The sequence below is a fragment of the Streptomyces sp. Ncost-T10-10d genome (genome assembly GCF_900091955.1).
In the GTDB taxonomy this organism is placed as follows: domain Bacteria; phylum Actinomycetota; class Actinomycetes; order Streptomycetales; family Streptomycetaceae; genus Streptomyces.
Map to the genome: position 1 here is coordinate 1 of NZ_FMDF01000100.1, position 18,111 is coordinate 18,111.

Annotated in this window: 17 protein-coding genes and 2 pseudogenes; 10 read left to right on the forward strand and 9 right to left on the reverse strand. The window is 68.9% G+C overall.

Translation table 11 applies throughout. The annotated features are described in order from the left end of the window. The 4 genes and pseudogenes from GA0115254_RS46065 to GA0115254_RS15125 form a co-directional block, all read left to right on the forward strand. Window positions 1-1,114, forward strand: a pseudogene (locus GA0115254_RS46065) (hypothetical protein); the annotation flags it as partial. 38 nt (window positions 1,115-1,152) lie between these two features. Further along, complete coding sequence (locus GA0115254_RS15115; protein ID WP_141720831.1) at window positions 1,153-1,959, forward strand: hypothetical protein; 807 nt, start codon at window positions 1,153-1,155, stop codon at window positions 1,957-1,959. Between the two features lie 210 nt (window positions 1,960-2,169). Next, entirely contained in the window at window positions 2,170-2,853 is a 684-nt protein-coding gene (locus GA0115254_RS15120) for an HD domain-containing protein (protein ID WP_093895803.1), read from the forward strand. Between the two features lie 117 nt (window positions 2,854-2,970). Next, entirely contained in the window at window positions 2,971-4,206 is a 1,236-nt protein-coding gene (locus GA0115254_RS15125) for a Cmx/CmrA family chloramphenicol efflux MFS transporter (RefSeq protein ID WP_176740141.1), read from the forward strand. A 10-nt stretch (window positions 4,207-4,216) separates the two neighbouring features. Here GA0115254_RS15125 and GA0115254_RS15130 read toward each other — a convergent pair whose 3' ends face one another. Continuing rightward, entirely contained in the window at window positions 4,217-4,492 is a 276-nt protein-coding gene (locus GA0115254_RS15130) for a DUF4031 domain-containing protein (RefSeq protein WP_093895805.1), read from the reverse strand. Further along, window positions 4,489-4,857 (reverse strand): hypothetical protein, encoded by a 369-nt coding sequence (locus GA0115254_RS15135; RefSeq protein ID WP_093895806.1) that lies wholly within the window; start codon window positions 4,855-4,857, stop codon window positions 4,489-4,491. Before GA0115254_RS15135 ends, GA0115254_RS15130 begins: the two co-directional genes overlap by 4 nt. 156 nt (window positions 4,858-5,013) lie before the next feature. Between GA0115254_RS15135 and GA0115254_RS15140 the strand changes: the two genes are divergently transcribed. From GA0115254_RS15140 to GA0115254_RS15150, 3 genes are all read left to right on the forward strand, one after another. Continuing rightward, on the forward strand, window positions 5,014-5,931 hold the full coding sequence (locus GA0115254_RS15140; RefSeq protein ID WP_093895807.1) for a MurR/RpiR family transcriptional regulator: 918 nt from the start codon (window positions 5,014-5,016) through the stop codon (window positions 5,929-5,931). Between the two features lie 78 nt (window positions 5,932-6,009). Further along, on the forward strand, window positions 6,010-6,975 hold the full coding sequence (murQ, locus tag GA0115254_RS15145) for an N-acetylmuramic acid 6-phosphate etherase (RefSeq protein ID WP_093895808.1): 966 nt from the start codon (window positions 6,010-6,012) through the stop codon (window positions 6,973-6,975). 47 nt (window positions 6,976-7,022) lie between these two features. Next, window positions 7,023-8,627, forward strand: a complete 1,605-nt coding sequence (locus GA0115254_RS15150) for a PTS transporter subunit EIIC (protein WP_093895809.1) — start codon at window positions 7,023-7,025, stop codon at window positions 8,625-8,627. A 75-nt stretch (window positions 8,628-8,702) separates the two neighbouring features. Here the strand turns inward: GA0115254_RS15150 and GA0115254_RS15155 are convergent, their stop codons facing one another. Continuing rightward, window positions 8,703-9,308 (reverse strand): Uma2 family endonuclease, encoded by a 606-nt coding sequence (locus GA0115254_RS15155; protein WP_093895810.1) that lies wholly within the window; start codon window positions 9,306-9,308, stop codon window positions 8,703-8,705. 246 nt (window positions 9,309-9,554) lie between these two features. Continuing rightward, window positions 9,555-9,710, reverse strand: a pseudogene (locus tag GA0115254_RS47570) (hypothetical protein); the annotation flags it as partial. A gap of 62 nt (window positions 9,711-9,772) precedes the next feature. Here GA0115254_RS47570 and GA0115254_RS15165 point away from each other — a divergent pair. Both GA0115254_RS15165 and GA0115254_RS15170 read left to right on the forward strand, forming a co-directional pair. Beyond that, window positions 9,773-10,450 carry a response regulator transcription factor gene (locus GA0115254_RS15165; protein WP_093895812.1) on the forward strand — a complete coding sequence of 226 codons (678 nt, stop codon included), beginning with the start codon at window positions 9,773-9,775 and terminating at the stop codon, window positions 10,448-10,450. 53 nt (window positions 10,451-10,503) lie between these two features. Further along, window positions 10,504-11,883: an ATP-binding protein gene (locus GA0115254_RS15170; RefSeq protein ID WP_093895813.1), complete on the forward strand. Its 1,380-nt coding sequence runs from the start codon at window positions 10,504-10,506 to the stop codon at window positions 11,881-11,883. Here the strand turns inward: GA0115254_RS15170 and GA0115254_RS15175 are convergent. After that, window positions 11,864-12,691: a COG4705 family protein gene (locus GA0115254_RS15175; RefSeq protein ID WP_093895814.1), complete on the reverse strand. Its 828-nt coding sequence runs from the start codon at window positions 12,689-12,691 to the stop codon at window positions 11,864-11,866. The two genes, GA0115254_RS15170 and GA0115254_RS15175, sit on opposite strands and share 20 nt — an antisense overlap. A 129-nt stretch (window positions 12,692-12,820) precedes the next feature. After that, on the reverse strand, window positions 12,821-13,843 hold the full coding sequence (locus GA0115254_RS15180) for a hypothetical protein (protein ID WP_093895815.1): 1,023 nt from the start codon (window positions 13,841-13,843) through the stop codon (window positions 12,821-12,823). Between the two features lie 133 nt (window positions 13,844-13,976). Between GA0115254_RS15180 and GA0115254_RS15185 the strand changes: the two genes are divergently transcribed. Continuing rightward, entirely contained in the window at window positions 13,977-14,582 is a 606-nt protein-coding gene (locus GA0115254_RS15185; protein WP_093895900.1) for a TetR/AcrR family transcriptional regulator, read from the forward strand. A 342-nt stretch (window positions 14,583-14,924) separates the two neighbouring features. On the opposite strand, the gene GA0115254_RS15190 is transcribed toward GA0115254_RS15185, so the two are convergent. From GA0115254_RS15190 to GA0115254_RS15200, 3 genes are read right to left on the reverse strand one after another with little or no spacing between them, the layout of a single operon-like run. Next, entirely contained in the window at window positions 14,925-16,034 is a 1,110-nt protein-coding gene (locus GA0115254_RS15190; RefSeq protein WP_093895816.1) for a 2,5-dihydroxypyridine 5,6-dioxygenase NicX family protein, read from the reverse strand. Window positions 16,035-16,039: 5 nt separating this feature from the next. Further along, entirely contained in the window at window positions 16,040-17,266 is a 1,227-nt protein-coding gene (locus GA0115254_RS15195; protein WP_093895817.1) for an MFS transporter, read from the reverse strand. Next, window positions 17,266-18,006: a FadR/GntR family transcriptional regulator gene (locus tag GA0115254_RS15200; RefSeq protein ID WP_176740133.1), complete on the reverse strand. Its 741-nt coding sequence runs from the start codon at window positions 18,004-18,006 to the stop codon at window positions 17,266-17,268. The genes GA0115254_RS15195 and GA0115254_RS15200 overlap by 1 nt, the downstream gene beginning before the upstream one ends. Window positions 18,007-18,111 lie beyond the last annotated feature (105 nt).

Genomic DNA, 18,111 nt, shown 5'->3' on the forward strand with positions numbered 1-18,111 from the left:
GACCAGCTACCTGATCCCCACCGTCATGATCGCGGGCATCACCTGGATCATCTCCCTCCTCAACCCCGCCTCCGCCTTCGTCCGCGCGGTCAAGGGAATCATCGACATCGTCACGTTCATCGTGAACCAGGGCGCCCAGATCGTCGAATTCGTCAACGCCGTCCTCGACTCCGTCATAGCCATCGCCAACGGCGGCACAGCAGGCGTCCCCAAAATGGTCGAAACCGCACTCGCCGCCAGCGTCCCCCTCCTCATCGGCTTCCTCGCCTCACTCCTCGGCATCGGCAACCTCGCCAACAAGGTCAAATCCGTCTTCCACGCCGTATCCCGACCCGTCAACCGCGCCATCGACAAAATCGTCAACTTCATCGCCAAGAAGGGCAAAGCCCTCTGGGCGAAACTCAGGGGAAAGAATAAGACAAAAGACGAGCCAGCCACCCTTGAGGAGAAGCAGACCCGATTGCGCAAGGCTGTCCACGCAGCCATCAGCCAGGTAAACGAAATGCCTGGTGAAACCGCGGAGAAACGCGACATGGATCCCATACTGGATTCCACTCGGGTGAAGTACGGCCTGACTCGCCTCTACGCGGTGCTCGAAAAAGCGAACTGGGTGATCGTCGGAGAAATCAACCCCAAGCGAAAGGAAACCTCCAACAAGAAGTCAAAGAAGAAGAACAAGAACTCGGATGCGCTCATGCGGCTCGCCGAGGACAACAAGGGCAAATGCAAGGCGGTGGCAATACTCCGCACGGCCGGTGGCGGAACGTACGAAGGTGCGAGCACGCAGAAGCGTCCGGCATCATCCATCCACCCGGAGGCACTCAAGGAGATACGGCGATTACGGCCGAATCACCATCTGGGGTGTGCAGAAATAGAGTGCATCAGTGAAGCATACAAAGATAAAGCACGGAAAGAAAGGGAGCGGGCAGAACACAACAGGCGTAATAGAATATATGAAGATGAGACGTCGAGTGAGGGGGAGGGCAATCCGGCACGGAATGGCTCCATGGAAGCGGCCAAAGCAGAGATGGACAACTGCGGAGATCCTTATATGCCCTGCGATTTCTGCGCACCCTTGCTCTCCGCCATGGGCATAAGCGTCAGCAATCGCTGATCGTCGACCACAGCCACGAAACCAATGGAGTATTTCGAGTGAGATTGCAGAAGTTGATCAAGAGGATGTGTACATCTGATCGCCAGGCTGCTCTTTCGGCACTGAGTGCACTTGAAGAAAGGATCAGCCCGCAAGGTGCAGCCTTTACCGAAGAGGCCGTGACAGCAATCCCCATGCTGTTTGATGCCGCCACACGCTCGGAAACAACAATTCGGAGCGAGGTCTTAAATTACCTGGGAAGCGCTTACGAGTACACGCTGGGGACCTGGCGCTTCCGATGGGACGAGGATCCGGACACACGCCATCACTTCACCGAGATGGTTTCGTGGGAGCAGATGATCTCGGAGAGCTACTGGAACCGCGCCCCCTCGGTCGTACCTCTCCTGGGAGCGGATCACGACGAAGCAGTGCGAGGATCGGCTGTCTATCTGCTGTCACGGATCAAGGAATCGGGTCCGGAGTTGGTACCGACACTCCAGCATATGTACGACGAACAGGTGGGTGAGCCATTGCGGATCGACATCATCGAAGGCGTGGCAAACCTGACCTTCACGCAACGGCCTGCCCGTGCGTCCGACCTGCAATGGCTCCATGAGAAACTGAACGATTCCTCGCCGGCCATCCGATTGGGGACTGCGTTGAGCCTCATGGCGAGGGAAGGGCAGGAAAAAGAGGCAGGACACGAGGATGACGGCCGCAGCCCTTTGAAACAGATCGCCCTCGATGCCCGAGCCGAGGGGGAGCACGCGTTGCGGCAGACCGCTTGGCTGGCGAATAAGTCGACCGACTGGGCCCTCGAACGCACAGCCGATCAGAACGCGGAGTCCGGTGGAACGGGCGTCTGAAGGGGAACGATGTCGGGCGGGAGGCGCCCGGATCGCGCTCGGTGCTGCTGCACTCCACCCCGACCACCGGCCGCGCAGCCCACGACGCGGGCAGTCGCTCGCACCGCGCAGCCGTTCGTCCCTGCCGGCCTCTGGTTCAGGCCGCGACGGCCCGTGACGTCTGTGCCCGGAGTCGCCGGAGGCCATCTGATCTCGGGCTAGGGTCATCGTATGAGCGACAGTTCGCGTGCAGGCGGTGCCCACGGGGTCGACAGCGCCGATGACTCCCTCCGCGAGCGCTGGCGGAACGCGCTAGTCGGTGCCCGAGGCGGGGCGTCCGGGCCCGATCCGACGCCGTACGCCGACAATCTGCTGGCACGCTGGGCCGAGCCGCAGCGGCGCTACCACACCACCGCGCACCTGGTCGCGGTGCTCGACCGCATCGACACGCTCGCCGGATACGCGGCCGATGCGGATGCCGTGCGCCTCGCCGCCTGGTTCCACGATGCGGTCTACCGGCCCGACCGGTCGGAGAACGAGGAGCGCAGCGCGGCCCTCGCCGAACTGGCCCTGCCGGAGGCCGGCGTACCGGCCGACGTCACGGCCGAGGTCGCCCGGCTCGTACGCCTCACCGTCACCCACGACCCGGCGGACGGCGACACCAACGGCGAGGTGCTGTGCGATGCGGATCTGGCCGTCCTGGCGGCACCCCCGAAGGAGTACGCGGCCTACGCGGCGCAGGTGCGCGAGGAGTACGGCTTCGTGCCCGACGACGCGTTCCGGGAGGGGCGGGCGGCGGTGCTGCGTCAGCTGCTCGGACTGCCGCGGCTGTTCCGTACACCACACGGGGTGGCCCGGTGGGAAGCGCGTGCGCGGCAGAACCTGCTGACCGAGCTGGAGCTGCTCAGCCACTGAGCAGCTCACGGCAGGGGCGGTGACCGAAAGCCGACGGTCGTGGAGGAGCCGGGAATGTAACGGCCGTGATGGCTGTTGGCAGCTGTCATGCCCGACTCTGCCGCTCGCCGCTCACGCATGCCCCTCGCCGTGTACATCCTGGGCCTCTCGGTCTTTGCCCTGGGCACCAGCGAGTTCATGCTCTCCGGGCTGTTGCCGCCCATCGCCGACGACATGAACGTGTCCATCCCCCGGGCGGGACTTCTCATATCCGCCTTCGCAATCGGCATGGTGATCGGCGCCCCGCTGCTCGCCGTGGCCACGCTGCGGCTGCCGCGCCGCACCACACTGATCGCCCTGATCTCCGTCTTCGGCCTCGGTCAGGTCGCGGGTGCGCTGGCTCCGACGTACGAGGTGCTCTTCGCGTCCCGTGTCGTGAGCGCCTTCGCCTGCGCCGGATTCTGGGCGGTGGGGGCGGCGGTCGCCATCGCGATGGTGCCGGTGAACGCGCGGGCCCGTGCGATGGCCGTGATGATCGGCGGTCTGTCGATCGCCAATGTGCTCGGCGTGCCCCTGGGGGCCTTTCTCGGTGAGAACCTCGGCTGGCGGTCGGCGTTCTGGGCAGTGGGTGCGGCGTCCGCCGTGGCACTGGTCGGGGTGTCGACGCTGATTCCGCGCATTCCGCTGCCGGAGCAGAAGCCGCGGCTCAAGCAGGAGATGAGCATCTACCGGGACCGGCAGGTGTGGCTGTCGATCGTGATCACGGCGCTCGCGGCGGGCGGTGTCTTCTGCGCGTTCAGCTATCTGGCCCCGCTGCTGACGGATGTCGCCGGGCTGGACTCCGGCTGGGTGCCGACGGTGCTCGCGCTGTTCGGGATCGGTGCGCTGGTCGGCACGACGATCGGCGGCCGGGTCGCGGACGCGCATCTCTTCGGGGTGCTGATGAGCGGTATCGCGGCCTCGACGGTCTTCCTGGTCGCGCTGGCACTGTTCGCCTCGAACCAGGTCGCCGCGGTCGGGCTCTCGTTCCTGCTCGGACTGTCGGCGTTCTACACGGCCCCGGCACTGAATGCCCGGATGTTCAATGTCGCGGGCGCCGCTCCGACGCTGGCCGGTGCCACGACGACGGCCGCGTTCAACCTGGGCAACACGGGCGGCCCCTGGCTGGGCGGCACGGTGATCGACGCGGACTTCGGTTTCGCCGCGACCGCGTGGGCAGGGGCCGCGATGACGGTACTGGCGCTGGTGGCCGTGGTGTTCTCGCTGCGGCTGCAGGGCGGGGGCAGGTCGCGACGGGTGACCGGATCGCCCGCCGCGGCGTCGTCGGGAGTGTCCGGAAAGGCGTCGGCGGACGCGGGTACCCCCGCGGTCTGACCCGCGGCGGTCAGCCGGCGGGGGCCGGGCGTCCCTTGGGCCGCCGCAGACCGGCCTCCGTGATCCGGCGGACGAGCTCCTTCGAACCGATCTGCTTCGCCCCGGCCCGTACCGCGTCCTCGTACCGCGATTCCGGTACGTCGTAGTGGTCCCGCTCGAACGCGCGGGGCGGGCAGCCGATGGATGCCGCGAAGGCGTGCAGTTCCTCGAAGGACACATCGCTGACCAGGTGCGACCAGAACCGCCCGTGCCCCGGCCAGTCCGGCGGGTCGATGTAGACCGTCACCGCCGCAGTATCCCGCTCAGCGAACCGACCGGTGCGACGGCCACTGCGGCCTTGGTGCACACCCAGTGCGGGTCCGGGCCCAGCTCCGGTTCGACGTCCAGGGCGTGCGGGTCGCCCGCGTCGCAGACCGGGCAGAGCGGCCACCGCCCGTACCGTTCGAGCAGGGCGTCCTGCACGTCCTGAGCGACGAGGCCGACGACGAACGAGGCGCCGTCGGGCCACTGTTCGACCCACCACCGGCGATGCGTCACCGCGTCCTCGACCAGCGAGACGATCCCGGCCTCGGCGACGTCACCTGCGGCGAGATCGGCCATGACCAGCGCACGGGCCGTGTGCAACGCCTGTTCCAAGGGATTCATCTCCATGGGCCCATTGTCACCCCGCCCGAGAACCCGCTTCGCGCGCCCGCCCCTGCAGTTTCCGCACTGTCGGCAGTGCCGTGGAAGCGGCCTCGGAAGTGGTGTCGGAGGGAGGGACCAAAGGGGGTTGACGGGCAACCGGGTTGAAAATATCTTTCAAAGGTGACCAATGACCTGAAGGAAAGTTTCAGCGCTGATTCACCGCCCGCCCCGGCGGCTCTCGCGGCCAAGGTGCGCACGCTCGCGCCGTCCATGACCCGCTCCATGCAGCGCGTCGCCGAGGCCGTCGCCGGTGACCCCGCAGGCTGCGCCGCCCTCACGGTCACCGGTCTCGCCGAGCTCACCGGCACCAGCGAGGCGACCGTGGTCCGCACGGCCCGCCTCCTCGGCTACCCCGGCTATCGCGATCTGCGTCTGGCCCTCGCCGGGCTCGCCGCGCACCAGCAGTCGGGCCGGGCTCCCTCCGTCACCGCCGACATAGCGGTCGACGACCCGATCGCCGATGTGGTCGCCAAGCTGGCCTACGACGAGCAGCAGACCCTCGCCGACACGGCCGCGGGGCTCGACACCGTCCAGCTCGGTGCCGCGGTCGCCGCCGCCTCCACCGCCCGGCGCATCGACATCTACGGTGTGGGTGCCTCGTCCCTCGTCGGCCAGGACCTGGCGCAGAAGCTGGCCCGTATCGGCCTGATCGCGCACTCCCACACGGACCCGCACCTCGCGGTGACCAACGCCGTGCAGCTCCGCTCCGGCGATGTGGCCATCGCGATCACGCACTCCGGCTCGACCGTCGATGTCATCGAGCCGCTGCGGGTCGCCTTCGACCGCGGTGCGACGACGATCGCGATCACCGGCCGCCCCGACGGCCCGGTGACGCAGTACGCCGACCACGTGCTGACCACGTCCACGGCCCGGGAGAGCGAGCTGCGCCCCGCCGCCATGTCGAGCCGTACGAGCCAGCTGCTCGTCGTCGACTGCCTGTTCATAGGGGTCGCGCAGCGCACCTACGAAACGGCCGCACCGGCGCTCGCCGCCTCCTACGAGGCGCTGGCCCACCGCCACACCCCACGCCCGCGCTGACCCCGACCCGAGCCGAACCGGCCCTCACCGCCCGCACCCGCTGAACCGTACGAGATCGAGAAAGCAGAGCCGCTCTCCATGACCTCCACCACCGACGCCGACACCACCACCCCCGACGGATACGGGGAACTGCGAGCCCAGCTCGACACGCTCACCACCGAGGCGTTCCGGCCCGAGCTCGCCGAGATCGACCGCCTGGACACGCTTGAGATTGCCCGGATCATGAACGGCGAGGACCGGTCCGTCCCGGCCGCCGTCGGCGCCCGGCTGCCCGAGATCGCCGCCGCGATCGACGGCACCGCTGAGCGCATGGCCCGCGGCGGCCGGCTGATCTACGCGGGCGCGGGCACCGCCGGCCGGCTCGGCGTGCTGGACGCCAGCGAGTGCCCGCCCACCTTCAACACCGACCCCTCCGAAGTCATCGGCCTGATCGCGGGCGGCCCGTCCGCCATGATCAAGGCCGTCGAAGGCGCCGAGGACAGCAAGGAGCTGGCCGCCGCCGACCTCGACGCCCTGGATCTCACCGCCGACGACACCGTGGTCGGCATCTCCGCGTCCGGCCGCACGCCGTACGCGATCGGAGCCGTCGAGCACGCCCGTGTCAAGGGCGCGCTGACCATCGGGCTGTCCTGCAACGCGGACTCCGCACTGGGTGCCGCGGCCGAGCACGGCATCGAGATCGTCGTCGGTCCGGAGCTGCTCACCGGCTCCACCCGGCTCAAGGCGGGTACGGCCCAGAAGCTCGTCCTCAACATGCTCTCGACGATCACGATGATCAGGCTCGGCAAGACGTACGGAAACCTCATGGTCGACGTCCGCGCCTCCAACGAGAAACTGCGCGCCCGCTCCCGCCGCATCGTCTCGCTCGCCACCGGAGCGTCCGACGAGGAGATCGAGGCCGCCCTCGCCGCGACCGACGGCGAGGTGAAGAACGCCATCCTCACCATCCTCGGCCAGGTCGACGGGCCCACCGCCGCCACCCTGCTGACCGCGTCCGACGGCCACCTCCGCGCCGCCCTCGCCGCCGCCCCCCGCACCACCTGACCCACCGGCCCCACCCCGCACCCCCGCACAGCAAGGCACCACGCACCATGGCAACAGAAGACAAGAACCGCGCCACCGCCGCCGCGATCCTTCCGCTCGTCGGTGGCGCCGCGAACGTCAGCTCCATCGCCCACTGCATGACCCGGCTCCGGCTGGGCCTGCACGACCGCTCGCTCGTCGACGACGAGGCCCTGAAGGCGGTACCCGCCGTCATGGGCGTGGTCGAGGACGACACGTACCAGATCGTCCTCGGCCCGGGCACCGTCGCCCGGGTCACCCCGGAGTTCGAGCGGCTGGTGGAGGAGGGCAGGGCACCAGCCCCTGAAGCGGCAACTGTTTCCGCCCCGGCCTCGGCTTCCGCTTCCGCCTCCGCCTCCGCCTCCGCCCCCGCCTCCGCTTCCGCTTCCGCTTCCGCTTCCGCTTCCGCGGATGAACTGGCCGCCCAGGGCGCAGCGATCAAGGCAGCGCGGAAGGCGAAGAACGCCACCCCGTTCAAGCTGTTCCTGCGCAGGATCGCGAACATCTTCGTCCCGCTGATCCCTGCGCTCATCGGCTGCGGCATCATCGCCGGTCTCAACGGCCTGCTGGTGAACCTGGGCTGGCTGACCTCGGTCACGCCTGCCCTGGCCGCGATGGCGTCCGGATTCATGGCGCTGATCGCCGTGTTCGTCGGCTTCAACACGGCGAAGGAGTTCGGCGGTACGCCGATCCTGGGCGGTGCGGTCGCCGCGATCATCGTCTTCCCTGGCGTCGCGAACATCGAGGCGTTCGGCCAGAAGCTCTCCCCCGGCCAGGGCGGTGTGCTGGGCGCACTGGGTGCGGCGGTGCTCGCGGTGTACGTGGAGAAGTGGTGCCGCCGCTGGGTGCCCGAGGCACTGGACGTGCTGGTCACCCCGACTCTCACCGTCCTGGTCTCCGGCCTGGTGACGATCTTCGGGCTGATGTATGTGGCCGGTGAGATCTCCACCGCCATCGGTACGTTCGCCGACTGGCTGCTCTCCAACGGCGGCGCGGGCGCGGGCTTCGTGCTCGGCGGTCTCTTCCTGCCCCTGGTGATGCTGGGCCTGCACCAGGCACTCATCCCGATCCACACCACCCTGATCGAGCAGCAGGGCTACACGGTCCTGCTCCCGATCCTCGCGATGGCGGGTGCCGGCCAGGTCGGCGCGGCCGTGGCGGTCTACTTCCGTCTCCCCCGCAACGAGTCGATCCGCCGCACCATCAGGTCCGCGCTCCCGGCCGGTCTGCTGGGCGTCGGCGAACCGCTGATCTACGGTGTCAGCCTCCCGCTCGGCCGCCCGTTCATCACGGCGTGCGTGGGCGGTGCGTTCGGCGGCGGCTTCATCGGCCTGTTCAACCAGCTCGGCGACAAGGTCGGCTCCACGGCCATCGGCCCGTCCGGCTGGGCCCTGTTCCCCCTCCTCGACGGCAACCACGGCCTGGGCACCACGATCGCGATCTACGCGGGCGGCCTGCTGGTCGGCTACCTCGCCGGGTTCCTCGCGACGTACTTCTTCGGCTTCGGCAAGGACCTGCTGACGGAGTTCAACGTCTCCCGGGAACCGGCCGAATCCACGGTCGCGGCAACAGGCGGCCCGGCGTCCCCGACGACGGGCCCCGACAGCCCGGCAAAGGAACCGGCCGGGGTCTGATCCCTGCATACGGATACGCATGAGGGGCGGCACCCAACCGTCGGGTGCCGCCCCTCTCCTTGCTTCCATGCCCGCTCAGACCGGGAATTCCTCCGTGAGGAGGGTCGTACCGAAGGGCTCCGGCAGCGTGAGCGGCTTGCCGAACGGCACCGGGTCGGAGCGCTTGTACGTCCCGTCCTCGTTCGGCTCCGTGAACAGCGTGGCCATCGCACCACGGGTGTCGAACCGGTCGATCAGCAGGTACAGCGGCACGCCCGCGCGCGCGTAGGCGCGGTACTTCTTCGTCCGGTCCTCCCGGGCATTGCCCTTCGACGTGATCTCGACGATGAGCAGGGCCTCGGAGGCGTTCATCGGATCGCTGGATTCCGGATCGGCTTCCACAATCAGCTCCGACGGCATGACGACCAGGTCGGGAACGTAGAGCTTGTCCAACGGGGCAACGTGTACGCCCAAGGTCTGGTAGATGCCCAGTTCATCGGGGAGGCCCCGATACAGGCGCCGCTGCACCATCTCGGCGATGCCGTTGTGATGCGCATGAGGCGGAGGTACCAAGACGATCTGCCCTTCGTCGATCTCGGCGCGCCACCCCTCGGGCACGTCCAGTTCACGCCATGTCTGCAGCAGGTAGTCCCACGGGCGGCCCTCAGAGGCCTGGTCGTTCTCGACCATCGCGGCAGTCATCGCGGGTCCCTTCTCCTGTGGCCTGTCGAAGGAGCGTAGATCGACGGTTCTGCGGCAGTTCGCCGCTCCCACCAGCGTCCCACGATCGTGTGACGTATGCGGCGACCCTCCGCCGTCCGCCCGGTCGCGGTGCGCGCTTCCGAACGGGCAGGGGCTCCTTCTACGCATGCCGGCGGGGTGGCCGGGCCCGCTCAGGCGGTCGTTGACCTGCTGGAGGCGTTCCCAAGCGCCAGGCCCCGTTCTGTTGCCGAGCACATAGTGCAGGACGGGCCGGGCGGCCGGGCCGAGCTGGGTGGGCGCGGTGTCGGCGAGGACCCTGCGAGCGTGATCGAGGCCCACGGCCGGCCAGGGCGTCGGGCCCACCTGCTGCTCCGCCCCGGCCACGCCCGGATGGTGTCGCACGCCACCTGATCAGGGCCTGAAAGCGCTGGGGTGCCCAGCACGAATCGGGTAATACTGGCCCGGTGACCGCTGCACGCATTCTTGTCGTCGAGGACGACCACGGCCTGCGCGATGTCCTGGCCCGTGGCCTGCGCGACGAGGACTTCGACGTCGTGACCGCCGTCGACGGCGCGACCGCCCTGAAGACCGTCGACGAGTCGGTGCACGCGGTCGTGCTCGATGTGGGGCTGCCGGACTCCGACGGGCGTGATGTGTGCCAGGCGATGCGCGGTACGGGGTTCACCGCTCCGGTGATCTTCCTGACCGCCCATGGCAATCTCACCGACCGGCTCTCCGGTTTCGCCTCCGGCGGCGACGACTACCTGGTCAAGCCCTTCCACCTCAGCGAGCTCGCGGCCCGCGTCCGGGCGGTCCTGAACCGGGCCGGTCACCACGGCACAACAACCCTCGCCGACAGCGCGGGTGCCATGCGGCTGAACCCGGTCAAGCACGAGCTGACGGTCCACGGCCACCCCGTGGCCCTGACACCGACCGAGTTCCGCCTGCTGGCGTGCCTGATGGCGGGCCCCGGGAGCGTGGTGCGCCGCCGGGCCCTGCTGCGGGCGGGCTGGCCGGAGGGGGCGCAGGTCAGCGACAACACCTTGGACCAGTACCTGACCCGCCTGCGCCGCAAGCTTCGCGAAGCGGACAGCCCGCAGACCATCAGCACCGTCCGCGGCATCGGCTACCGCTTCGGCTGAGAACCAGAACGGCAACACATCCGCCGCGTCCGACCAGAGGCCCCGATGCACCGATGAAACGCCCCCTGACCCTCCGCGGCCGCCTCGCCCTGATGGCCCTCGCCACCAGCGTGTTGTGGATCGGCGTCCTGACCACCGTCTTCAACATCGCCCTCGACAAACGGCTCCACGCACAGGCCGACGACGTCCTGCGCACCCGCGCCGAGGCCGTGGCGGCGACGGTGGACGTACGACCGGACGGCCGGCTGGTCGTCCGGGAGCCGACCGAGGACCAGGCCCTGGACGCCGGGATCTGGATCTTCCAGGGCGGCACGGTGGTCGAGAAGCCCCCCACCGCACCCGCCGGCCTGGAGGCGCAGGCGGCCCGCCTCGCCGGCCGGCGCGAGACGTTCGCCGACACCGAGGGCCCCGGGTCGTGGCGGCTGTACGCCTTCCCCGTCGACACCCCCGCCCGGCAGGGTCACACACCCACGCAGGCCGGCACCGTCGTCAGCTCCGTCAGCCTCGACCCGTACCGCAGCACGGCGGACACCGCACTGATCGGTTCGATCGCGCTGGCGGTGCTTCTGCTGGCCACCATCTATCTCCTGACCCGCCTCGTCGTACGACGGGCCCTGCGCCCGGTCGCCGCGATGAGCGAGCAGGCCACGCAGTGGAGCGCCGCGGGCGCTCCCGAACGGTTCGGTGCGCAGGGCAGACCCGCCGAGCTCGCCGCGTTCGCCACCAGCCTGGACGCGCTGCTGGACCGGCTGGCCGCCGTCCTGCGCCACGAGCAGCAGCAGGCCGCCGAGCTCTCCCACGAACTGCGCACACCGCTCGCCCGCATCGCCGCCGAAACCGAGTGGCTGACGGGACGCCCACGCAGCGCGGAGGAGCAGGAAACCTCTCTGGAGGCCATCGCGGGCGCCGCCGCGACCATGCAGCAGATCTGCGACTCGCTGCTCTCCGAGGTCCGTACCCGCAGTGCGCAGACCCCCGGCCGCTCCCGCTTCTGCGACATCGCGCACCGTTTGGCGGAGCGCAACGCGGCCCTGTTCCCCGACGCCCCGCCGGTGACCGTCGCGGCGGGCAGCAGCGCCCCCGGCGGCCCACCCGAGGTGAGCATCGGCGTCTCGGAGGACGTCGCCGAGCGCATCCTGACGCCGCTCCTGGACAACGCCCGCCGCTACGCGGCCCACTCGGTCACTCTCACCTGCGAGGCGAGCGCGGGCGAGGTCACGGTGTACGTGTCCGACGACGGACCCGGCGTGCCGGAGGACTTCGTCGCCTCGCTCTTCGAACCCGGCCGTCGCGCCCGCCCCGAGGACGGACACGACGGCGCGGGACTCGGTCTGGCCCTGGCCCGCCGGCTGGCCAGGGCAGCGGGCGGCGACATCGCGCTGGACACCGCGGCGCCCGGCGCGCGCTTCGTCGTCACCCTTCCTGCGGGCTGACCTCGGCAGGGCTGTTCTGCGCCACATCGCGCCGCGTCCGGGTCAGGAAGACGACAAGAGCGAGGATGACGACGAGGAACAGGATGCTGGTGCCGACCGTGCCCAGTCCCAGCCCGCCGTCCGCGGTGGGCTGCGACAGGTAGTCGCCCAGCGAGGCGCCGAGCGGCCTGGTCAGGACGTACGCGATCCAGAACGACCACACCGCGTTGAAGTCCAGCGTGCGGTGTGCGAGGGCCACCGCCGCGATCAGCGCGGCGAACACGAGCGCGGAGAGCCAGTACCCCAGGTCCAGCTTCTCCGCCGTGAGGTCGCCCGCGGACGTGCCCAGAGCGAAGGTGAACAGGATCGCCAGCCAGTAGAACGCCTCGCGGCGCGTCGTCCGGATCGAGTGGATGGACAGCGTCCGCTCACTCGCGTACCAGGCGAAGAACGTGACGGCGAGCGCCACCGCGAACACCACGGTCGTGGTCTGGAGCGGAACGCCGAGGTTGTCGGTCAGGTTGTCGCTGATCAGCGTGCCGACCACGCTGATCAGGACCACGGAAAGCCAGTACAGGCCGGGTACATACCTACGCACCCGGAACTGGAAGACCAGGGTGACGACCAGCAGCGCACTCATCAGGTACGAGGTGTTGGTCAGCCCCATGCCCAGGTTGTCGTTGAGCAGATCGGCCGCGGTCTCACCCACGGTGGTGCACAGCACCTTGATCACCCAGAAGTAGATGGTCACTTCCGGGACCTTGTTCAGCATCTGCCGCGCCCGGGAGCGCGTGCCGGACGCATACGTGTCGGTCATGTCGGTTGTCATGGAACGGCACGCTGGCAGGGCCTCCCTGAAATTTTCCTGACTGCGCTCAGCACTGCGCTCAGCGCCGGAGCCACCCCTCCCCCATCGCCGTCGGTCTGCCGTTGCCCACTCAGGACCGCTTCCGCGGTCTCAGTGCTCCCGGTAGTGGTCGGCGACGGCGTTGAACGCGGCCTTGGGTTCCCATGGCAGGTCGGGGTAGGTGGTTCCGAGGCGGTCCTCGAAGACCTTGACGATGCCGTAGCTGGCCAGGTCCAGGTCTTCGCGGGGGTCGCCGTCGGGGCGGTGCACGTGGTCGTACAGCGCAAAGGTGAACACAAACGTGCTGTCGATGCCGCCGGCGTCGAAGGCCTCCAGCAGTTCCCGCACATACGCGGCCTGACCGGCCTCGTCGCGGGCGTACTCGCCGTTCAGCCGGAGTGGACCGGCGTCCTTGTCGTACTCGACGATCTCCAGACCGTGGGCTCCCCGGTCACCCGCACCCCGGTAGCCGGCCGCGCCGAACTCGGTGATCGCGACCGGCTTTCCCTGCGCGACGAGGTGATGGACGCCTTCGGCGAACCGGTCGGCGGTCTCGGCCGACCGGTAGAGATCCACGGACATGATGTCGAAGGGGGCCCAGTCGACACGTTCGAGCGGTACGGACGCGTAGGTCACCTTGCCGCCGAAGCGCTCGCGGACGAGTGCCACGGCTTTGTCGAGGAAGTCGTTGACACGCGCACCGACCTGCCCGATGTGCTCGCGCACGCGATCCGGCCGGCTCAGCAGCGCGACCCGGTCGTCGATGCTGTCGCCGGGCAGGAACCCCTTGTTCATCAGACTCAGCTCGGCGCCGACGACGAACACGACCTCCGCTCCCCGCCGCCTCAGTCGCTCCGCGCGCTCGGCGCAGTCGGCGAACAGCGACAGCATCTCGTCGGTGGTCAGTTCGAGCGGGTACGGGGAGAACCAGACCTCAAGGCCGAGATCGGCGGCGTACCCCGCCGCGAGCTCCACCCGTTCCGGATCACCGCCCATGACGCGGACCGCGTTGCAGTGCAGGTCGTCACGGATGATGCGCAGTTCGCGCCTGACCACCTCCGGGTCGAAGAGCTTTCGGGAGACCACTCCGTTCTTGACGAAGCCGGTGTCGTAGCTGATGCCTCTGGCCCGCATGCGTCGCATCCTCTCCTGACGGAAGAATTTACGGTACTTGCCGTACCCTAATTGCCGCTCCTCGGGGATGGCAACCACAATGGGAAGGTACGAGCGGTACCGCTTACGAGAAGGGGCCATGACGGAGAATCCGATGAGACAGCCGGGCGCCGGGCAGACGCGGCGACGCGGAGCCGTCCTGGAGGAGGCGATCCTGCGCGCAGCGGTGGACGAACTCACCGAGTCCGGATTCGCCGGGTTGACCATGGACAAGGTCGCCGCCCGCGCGGGCACCAACAAGAACGCCATCTACCGCCGGTGGCCCAACCGCCTCGCGCTCGGCATCGCCGCCTACCGGCAACTGGCCACGACAGTGCAACCGCCCGACACCGGCGACCTACGCAGCGACGTGCTCGAACTGCTACGCGGGGCCAACCGTCACTGGAGTTCCCCCCTCGGAGCGATCCTGCGCGAACTGCTTTCCGCGGCCGGCGGCACGTCGGAACTCCTGGCACAACTGCAAGAACAGTCCAGCGACGCCGCAGCCGCCCCCTGGCTGACCGTCCTGGGGCGCGCGGTCGCACGCGGCGAGGCCTCCCCCGAAGCGCTCCATCCACGGGTCGCCACCGTGGCCGTCGTCCTGCTGCGTAATGAATTCGTCGTGCGCGGAGCCCCTACGGCACCCGACGACGTCCTCGTCGAGATCGTCGACGAGGTGTACCTGCCCCTGGTGCGGCGCCGCGGCCCGACCCCGAACTGACCGTGCGACCCGTCGCGTGTCCACCCGACGAGGCCGGTGGCCCCTTGCCGCCCGGTCTCATCTTCTGTCCCTGGACTTCAGAGCTCGTACGCGAAGTCCCGGCCCCTTGAGGTACTCCCTGGCCTGAAGTCCAGGGATTCCGGCCTGGGTCGGCTGACCCTTCCGAGGGCTTCCTGCTTCAACGCGCTGTGCCGGCTTGGCGAGGCGCGTCGATCTGCCGGTCGAGGTCCTGAGCGATCGTACTGACGCGGGCGTAGGCGAGATCGGCTTGCCGATCCGGCACACCCGGCCAAGCGGTCCGGGTGTGCCGGGCACGGTCTTGAGACCTACCGGCCGCTGCGGTCAGCGGCTGTAGCGGGGCGGCAGCACAAGGCGGTCGTTGGGGTCCAGAAGGATGTCGGCAGGGCCGAACTTTCCAGCCAGCTCATGGATTTCGGGGTCGTCGAGGAGCAGCAGGTAGCCGTCCTCGATGAAGGGCTTGCCGTCGAGGGTGATGGTCGGCCTGTCGAACTGGCAGTCGCAGTGGGCATGTCCGGGGCCTTTGCGGTCGGCCGTTCCCTCCGGGGTGAGTCCGTCGAGGCCGAAGTAGAAGGCGCCGGCGTGCTTCTCACGCTCGAACTGGGTTCCTCCTGCGGACCGCACCTTGGGGTTGAGCCCGATGAGCGCGTGGCGCATGTAGTAGCCGTTCGGTGCGTAGCGCCGCAGTGCGGCGGCTGCGCCGCCCTCGATGGCGGTGACGCGGTTGTTGGCCAGCTCAATTGTGGTCCGTTCGGCGGGGACGCCGGTGACGGTGGATTCCTCGATGACGACGACGCCGTCGGTCTGGTCGGGGTAGAAGTTGACACCGCCGTAGGGGAAGGGGCGCCACATGCCGGGGGTCAGGGGGGCGTGGTGTCCGGCGGTGGTGAAGTTGCGGAAGGTCACATCGGTGCCGAGTGCGGTGGTCACCCGGATTTCTTCAGCAGCGGCGAGCTCGGCCGTTGCCCTGGCCTCCAGCGCAAAGTACAGATCGAGTGGGAGCCGGGCACCGGTGGACAGGGCCGCGGCGGTCGCCGTTTGGTGCAGCGAGACGAACCGGGCTCGGCGCTTGGCGATCTCATCGAAGAACAGGTGCGGTGTGTGCACCTCTCCCCACCAGGTCAGTGAGATCACGACATCGGCAGCGCCATGGGCGGCGGGCAGGAGCGGGGAGGGCGTCGCGCGGTCCCATCCGCCTGCGCTGAACGGTGCGGTGGACAGCACGTGGACGTCGGCGTTGCGGTAGGCGGCCGCTGCCGCGATGGCCTGGATGACCACCGGGTCGGTACCGTGCTCGGCAAGTATCAATACCTGTTCCCCTGCCGCGACGGCGGCGTACTCCAGCAGGTTGTAGACGCCGGGCATCAGCTCGGTGATCGACAGAGGTGCCGCTGTCGGCGTGTCCAGGTAGCTGAAGGGGGCGGTTACGGTCATGGTCGTCAATCTCCGATCCGTACGGGTGTAGAACTGCATGAGGTGGTCTTCAGGAGGAGGTCCCGGCCGGCGCCGGCTCCGACGACGGCCTGGGTGAGAGTGAGGGCGACCAGCACGGTCAGCGGAAACGCCCAGCCGCCGGTGAGGTCGTGCAGCGCGCCTAGAAGCAACGGCCCCAGAGCTGCCACCAGGTAGCCGACGCTCTGCGCCATGGAGGCAAGCGCGGCCGCCTGCGAGGCATCGGCCGCCCGCTGGCCCTGGAAGGCCAGGGCCAGGACCAGGCACGCTCCGCCGCCGAAGCCGATGAGCACACTGGAGACGACCGCCAGCTGGGGGGCCACCGCCAGCAGTGCGAAACCCAGAGCGCCGATCGCCGAGGCGGCCGCGGCCAGGATCCGCTGGTCTTTCCACCGGCGGGTCAGGACAGGCAATGTGCTGCTGGAGACGAGGCCGACGATCTGGAAGAGAAACAGCTGCCACCCGGCGGCGGCCTCGCCCACTCCCTGATCGTGCACGATGCTGGGCAGCCAGGTGATGGTGCTGTAGAAGCCGAGGGACTGCAGCCCCATGAACAGGCTGACCTGCCAAGCCAGGGGGGAACGCCAGGGAATGCGCTGCCGTCCCGCATACGTGGGCGTCGCGGGGCCGGTGCGGCGGTACTGCGGAGCCCACACTGCGTAGGCCAGCACCGCGAGGACGGCCCAGCAGCCCAGCGCGGCGCGCCAGCCCCCGGGCAGATGGTCGGCCAGCGGCACGGACACTCCTGACGCCACGGCGGCCAGGAAACCCATGGCGGTGACGTACAGGCCGGTCACCTGGCTGATCCGGTCCTCCGGCACGGTGCTCTTGACCACGGACGGCAGCAGCACGTTGCCGTAGGCGATCGCGGCGGCGACCACCACAGTGCCCGCGAACAGGAAGAACGTGCCGGGAAGGGACCGCAGCAGCAGCCCGACCGCCAGGACGGCCAGAGAGAGGCCCAGGGTGCGCGGGGCGCCGTAGCGGTGTGTGGTGCGGCCGACCAGCGGGGAGGTGGCGGCGAACGTGAGCAGTGGCAGGGTGCTGAGCAGTCCGGTCCAGGTTCCGGACAGGCCGGTCGATCTGCCGATGTCCGGAAGCAGCGGACCGACCCCGGTCAGCGCGGCGCGAAGGTTCGCGGCCACCAGCAACACGCCCACCAGCAGCAACGCGGACAACTGGCCGCCACGTACGGCACCGGGCACCTCACGCATCAGGACCGGCCCCGGTCTACCGCATCGTCGTGTTCGGCGACCGCGTCCTGGCCCGCTTCGTCGGCCAGCCGGCTGGTCACCCGGACCAGCATGGATGCCGCGTAGCGGGCGGCAACCGCGTCGCCGGCGGCGACTGCGTCGACGAGCGCACCGTGCCAATGGTCGTGCTCGACAGCGACGTCGTCGTCCCAGGGCAGCGCCGTCAGCAAGGACGACAAAGCACTGCCCAGGTAGTCGTACAACTCCCCGAGCAGTTCGTTGCCACCGGCCTGTACCACCGCCCGATGGAAAGCGCCGTCGGCGGCAGCGACCTGCGTCATGGACCCCGAGCGGTTACTCTCCTGCACCGCCGCAAGCACCTCGCGCAGCCGCGCAATGTCTGCCTGGGAGCGCCGTTCGGCAGCCAGCCCGGCGGCATGCTCCTCCAGCACCGCCCGCAACTCCAGAACATCCACCGGCCGCGTCGTGGCCGTCCGTCGCAGCAGGACGGCTTCCAACTCGTTGGCCACCCGGACATAGGTGCCGTCGCCGACCCGCGACTCCAGCAGACCCAGATGCACCAGAGCCCGCAGCGCCTCACGGACTGTATTCCGGCTGACCTGGAGCAGGCCGGCAAGCTCCAACTCTCCCGGGATCCGGGTGCCTACCGGCCATTTCCCCGTGGCCAGCTGCTCCCGCAGCTGGTCGGCGACCTGCGCGGCGAGAGTCGACGCTCGGCGCGGCTGCCGCAAAGCATCCATGGAGACCTCCAAATGTTGGACATCTGAACATCTGCATAAAAACACACGGACAGTCGAATCGGATAGCGCCGACTCGGGTCGATGAGCATCGCGCGGGCTTCGTCG

What these genes read in the sequence shown, in the direction of transcription:
- GA0115254_RS15120 (WP_093895803.1), top strand. Translation starts at nt 2,170, where the DNA reads ATGAGCGACAGTTCGCGTGCAGGCGGTGCCCACGGGGTCGACAGCGCC.
- GA0115254_RS15125 (WP_176740141.1), top strand. Translation starts at nt 2,971, where the DNA reads ATGCCCCTCGCCGTGTACATCCTGGGCCTCTCGGTCTTTGCCCTGGGC.
- GA0115254_RS15135 (WP_093895806.1), bottom strand. Translation starts at nt 4,857, where the DNA reads ATGGAGATGAATCCCTTGGAACAGGCGTTGCACACGGCCCGTGCGCTG.
- murQ (WP_093895808.1), top strand. Translation starts at nt 6,010, where the DNA reads ATGACCTCCACCACCGACGCCGACACCACCACCCCCGACGGATACGGG.
- GA0115254_RS15150 (WP_093895809.1), top strand. Translation starts at nt 7,023, where the DNA reads ATGGCAACAGAAGACAAGAACCGCGCCACCGCCGCCGCGATCCTTCCG.
- GA0115254_RS15155 (WP_093895810.1), bottom strand. Translation starts at nt 9,308, where the DNA reads ATGACTGCCGCGATGGTCGAGAACGACCAGGCCTCTGAGGGCCGCCCG.
- GA0115254_RS15170 (WP_093895813.1), top strand. Translation starts at nt 10,504, where the DNA reads ATGAAACGCCCCCTGACCCTCCGCGGCCGCCTCGCCCTGATGGCCCTC.
- GA0115254_RS15175 (WP_093895814.1), bottom strand. Translation starts at nt 12,691, where the DNA reads ATGACAACCGACATGACCGACACGTATGCGTCCGGCACGCGCTCCCGG.
- GA0115254_RS15180 (WP_093895815.1), bottom strand. Translation starts at nt 13,843, where the DNA reads ATGCGGGCCAGAGGCATCAGCTACGACACCGGCTTCGTCAAGAACGGA.
- GA0115254_RS15185 (WP_093895900.1), top strand. Translation starts at nt 13,977, where the DNA reads ATGAGACAGCCGGGCGCCGGGCAGACGCGGCGACGCGGAGCCGTCCTG.
- GA0115254_RS15190 (WP_093895816.1), bottom strand. Translation starts at nt 16,034, where the DNA reads ATGACCGTAACCGCCCCCTTCAGCTACCTGGACACGCCGACAGCGGCA.
- GA0115254_RS15195 (WP_093895817.1), bottom strand. Translation starts at nt 17,266, where the DNA reads ATGCGTGAGGTGCCCGGTGCCGTACGTGGCGGCCAGTTGTCCGCGTTG.
- GA0115254_RS15200 (WP_176740133.1), bottom strand. Translation starts at nt 18,006, where the DNA reads ATGGATGCTTTGCGGCAGCCGCGCCGAGCGTCGACTCTCGCCGCGCAG.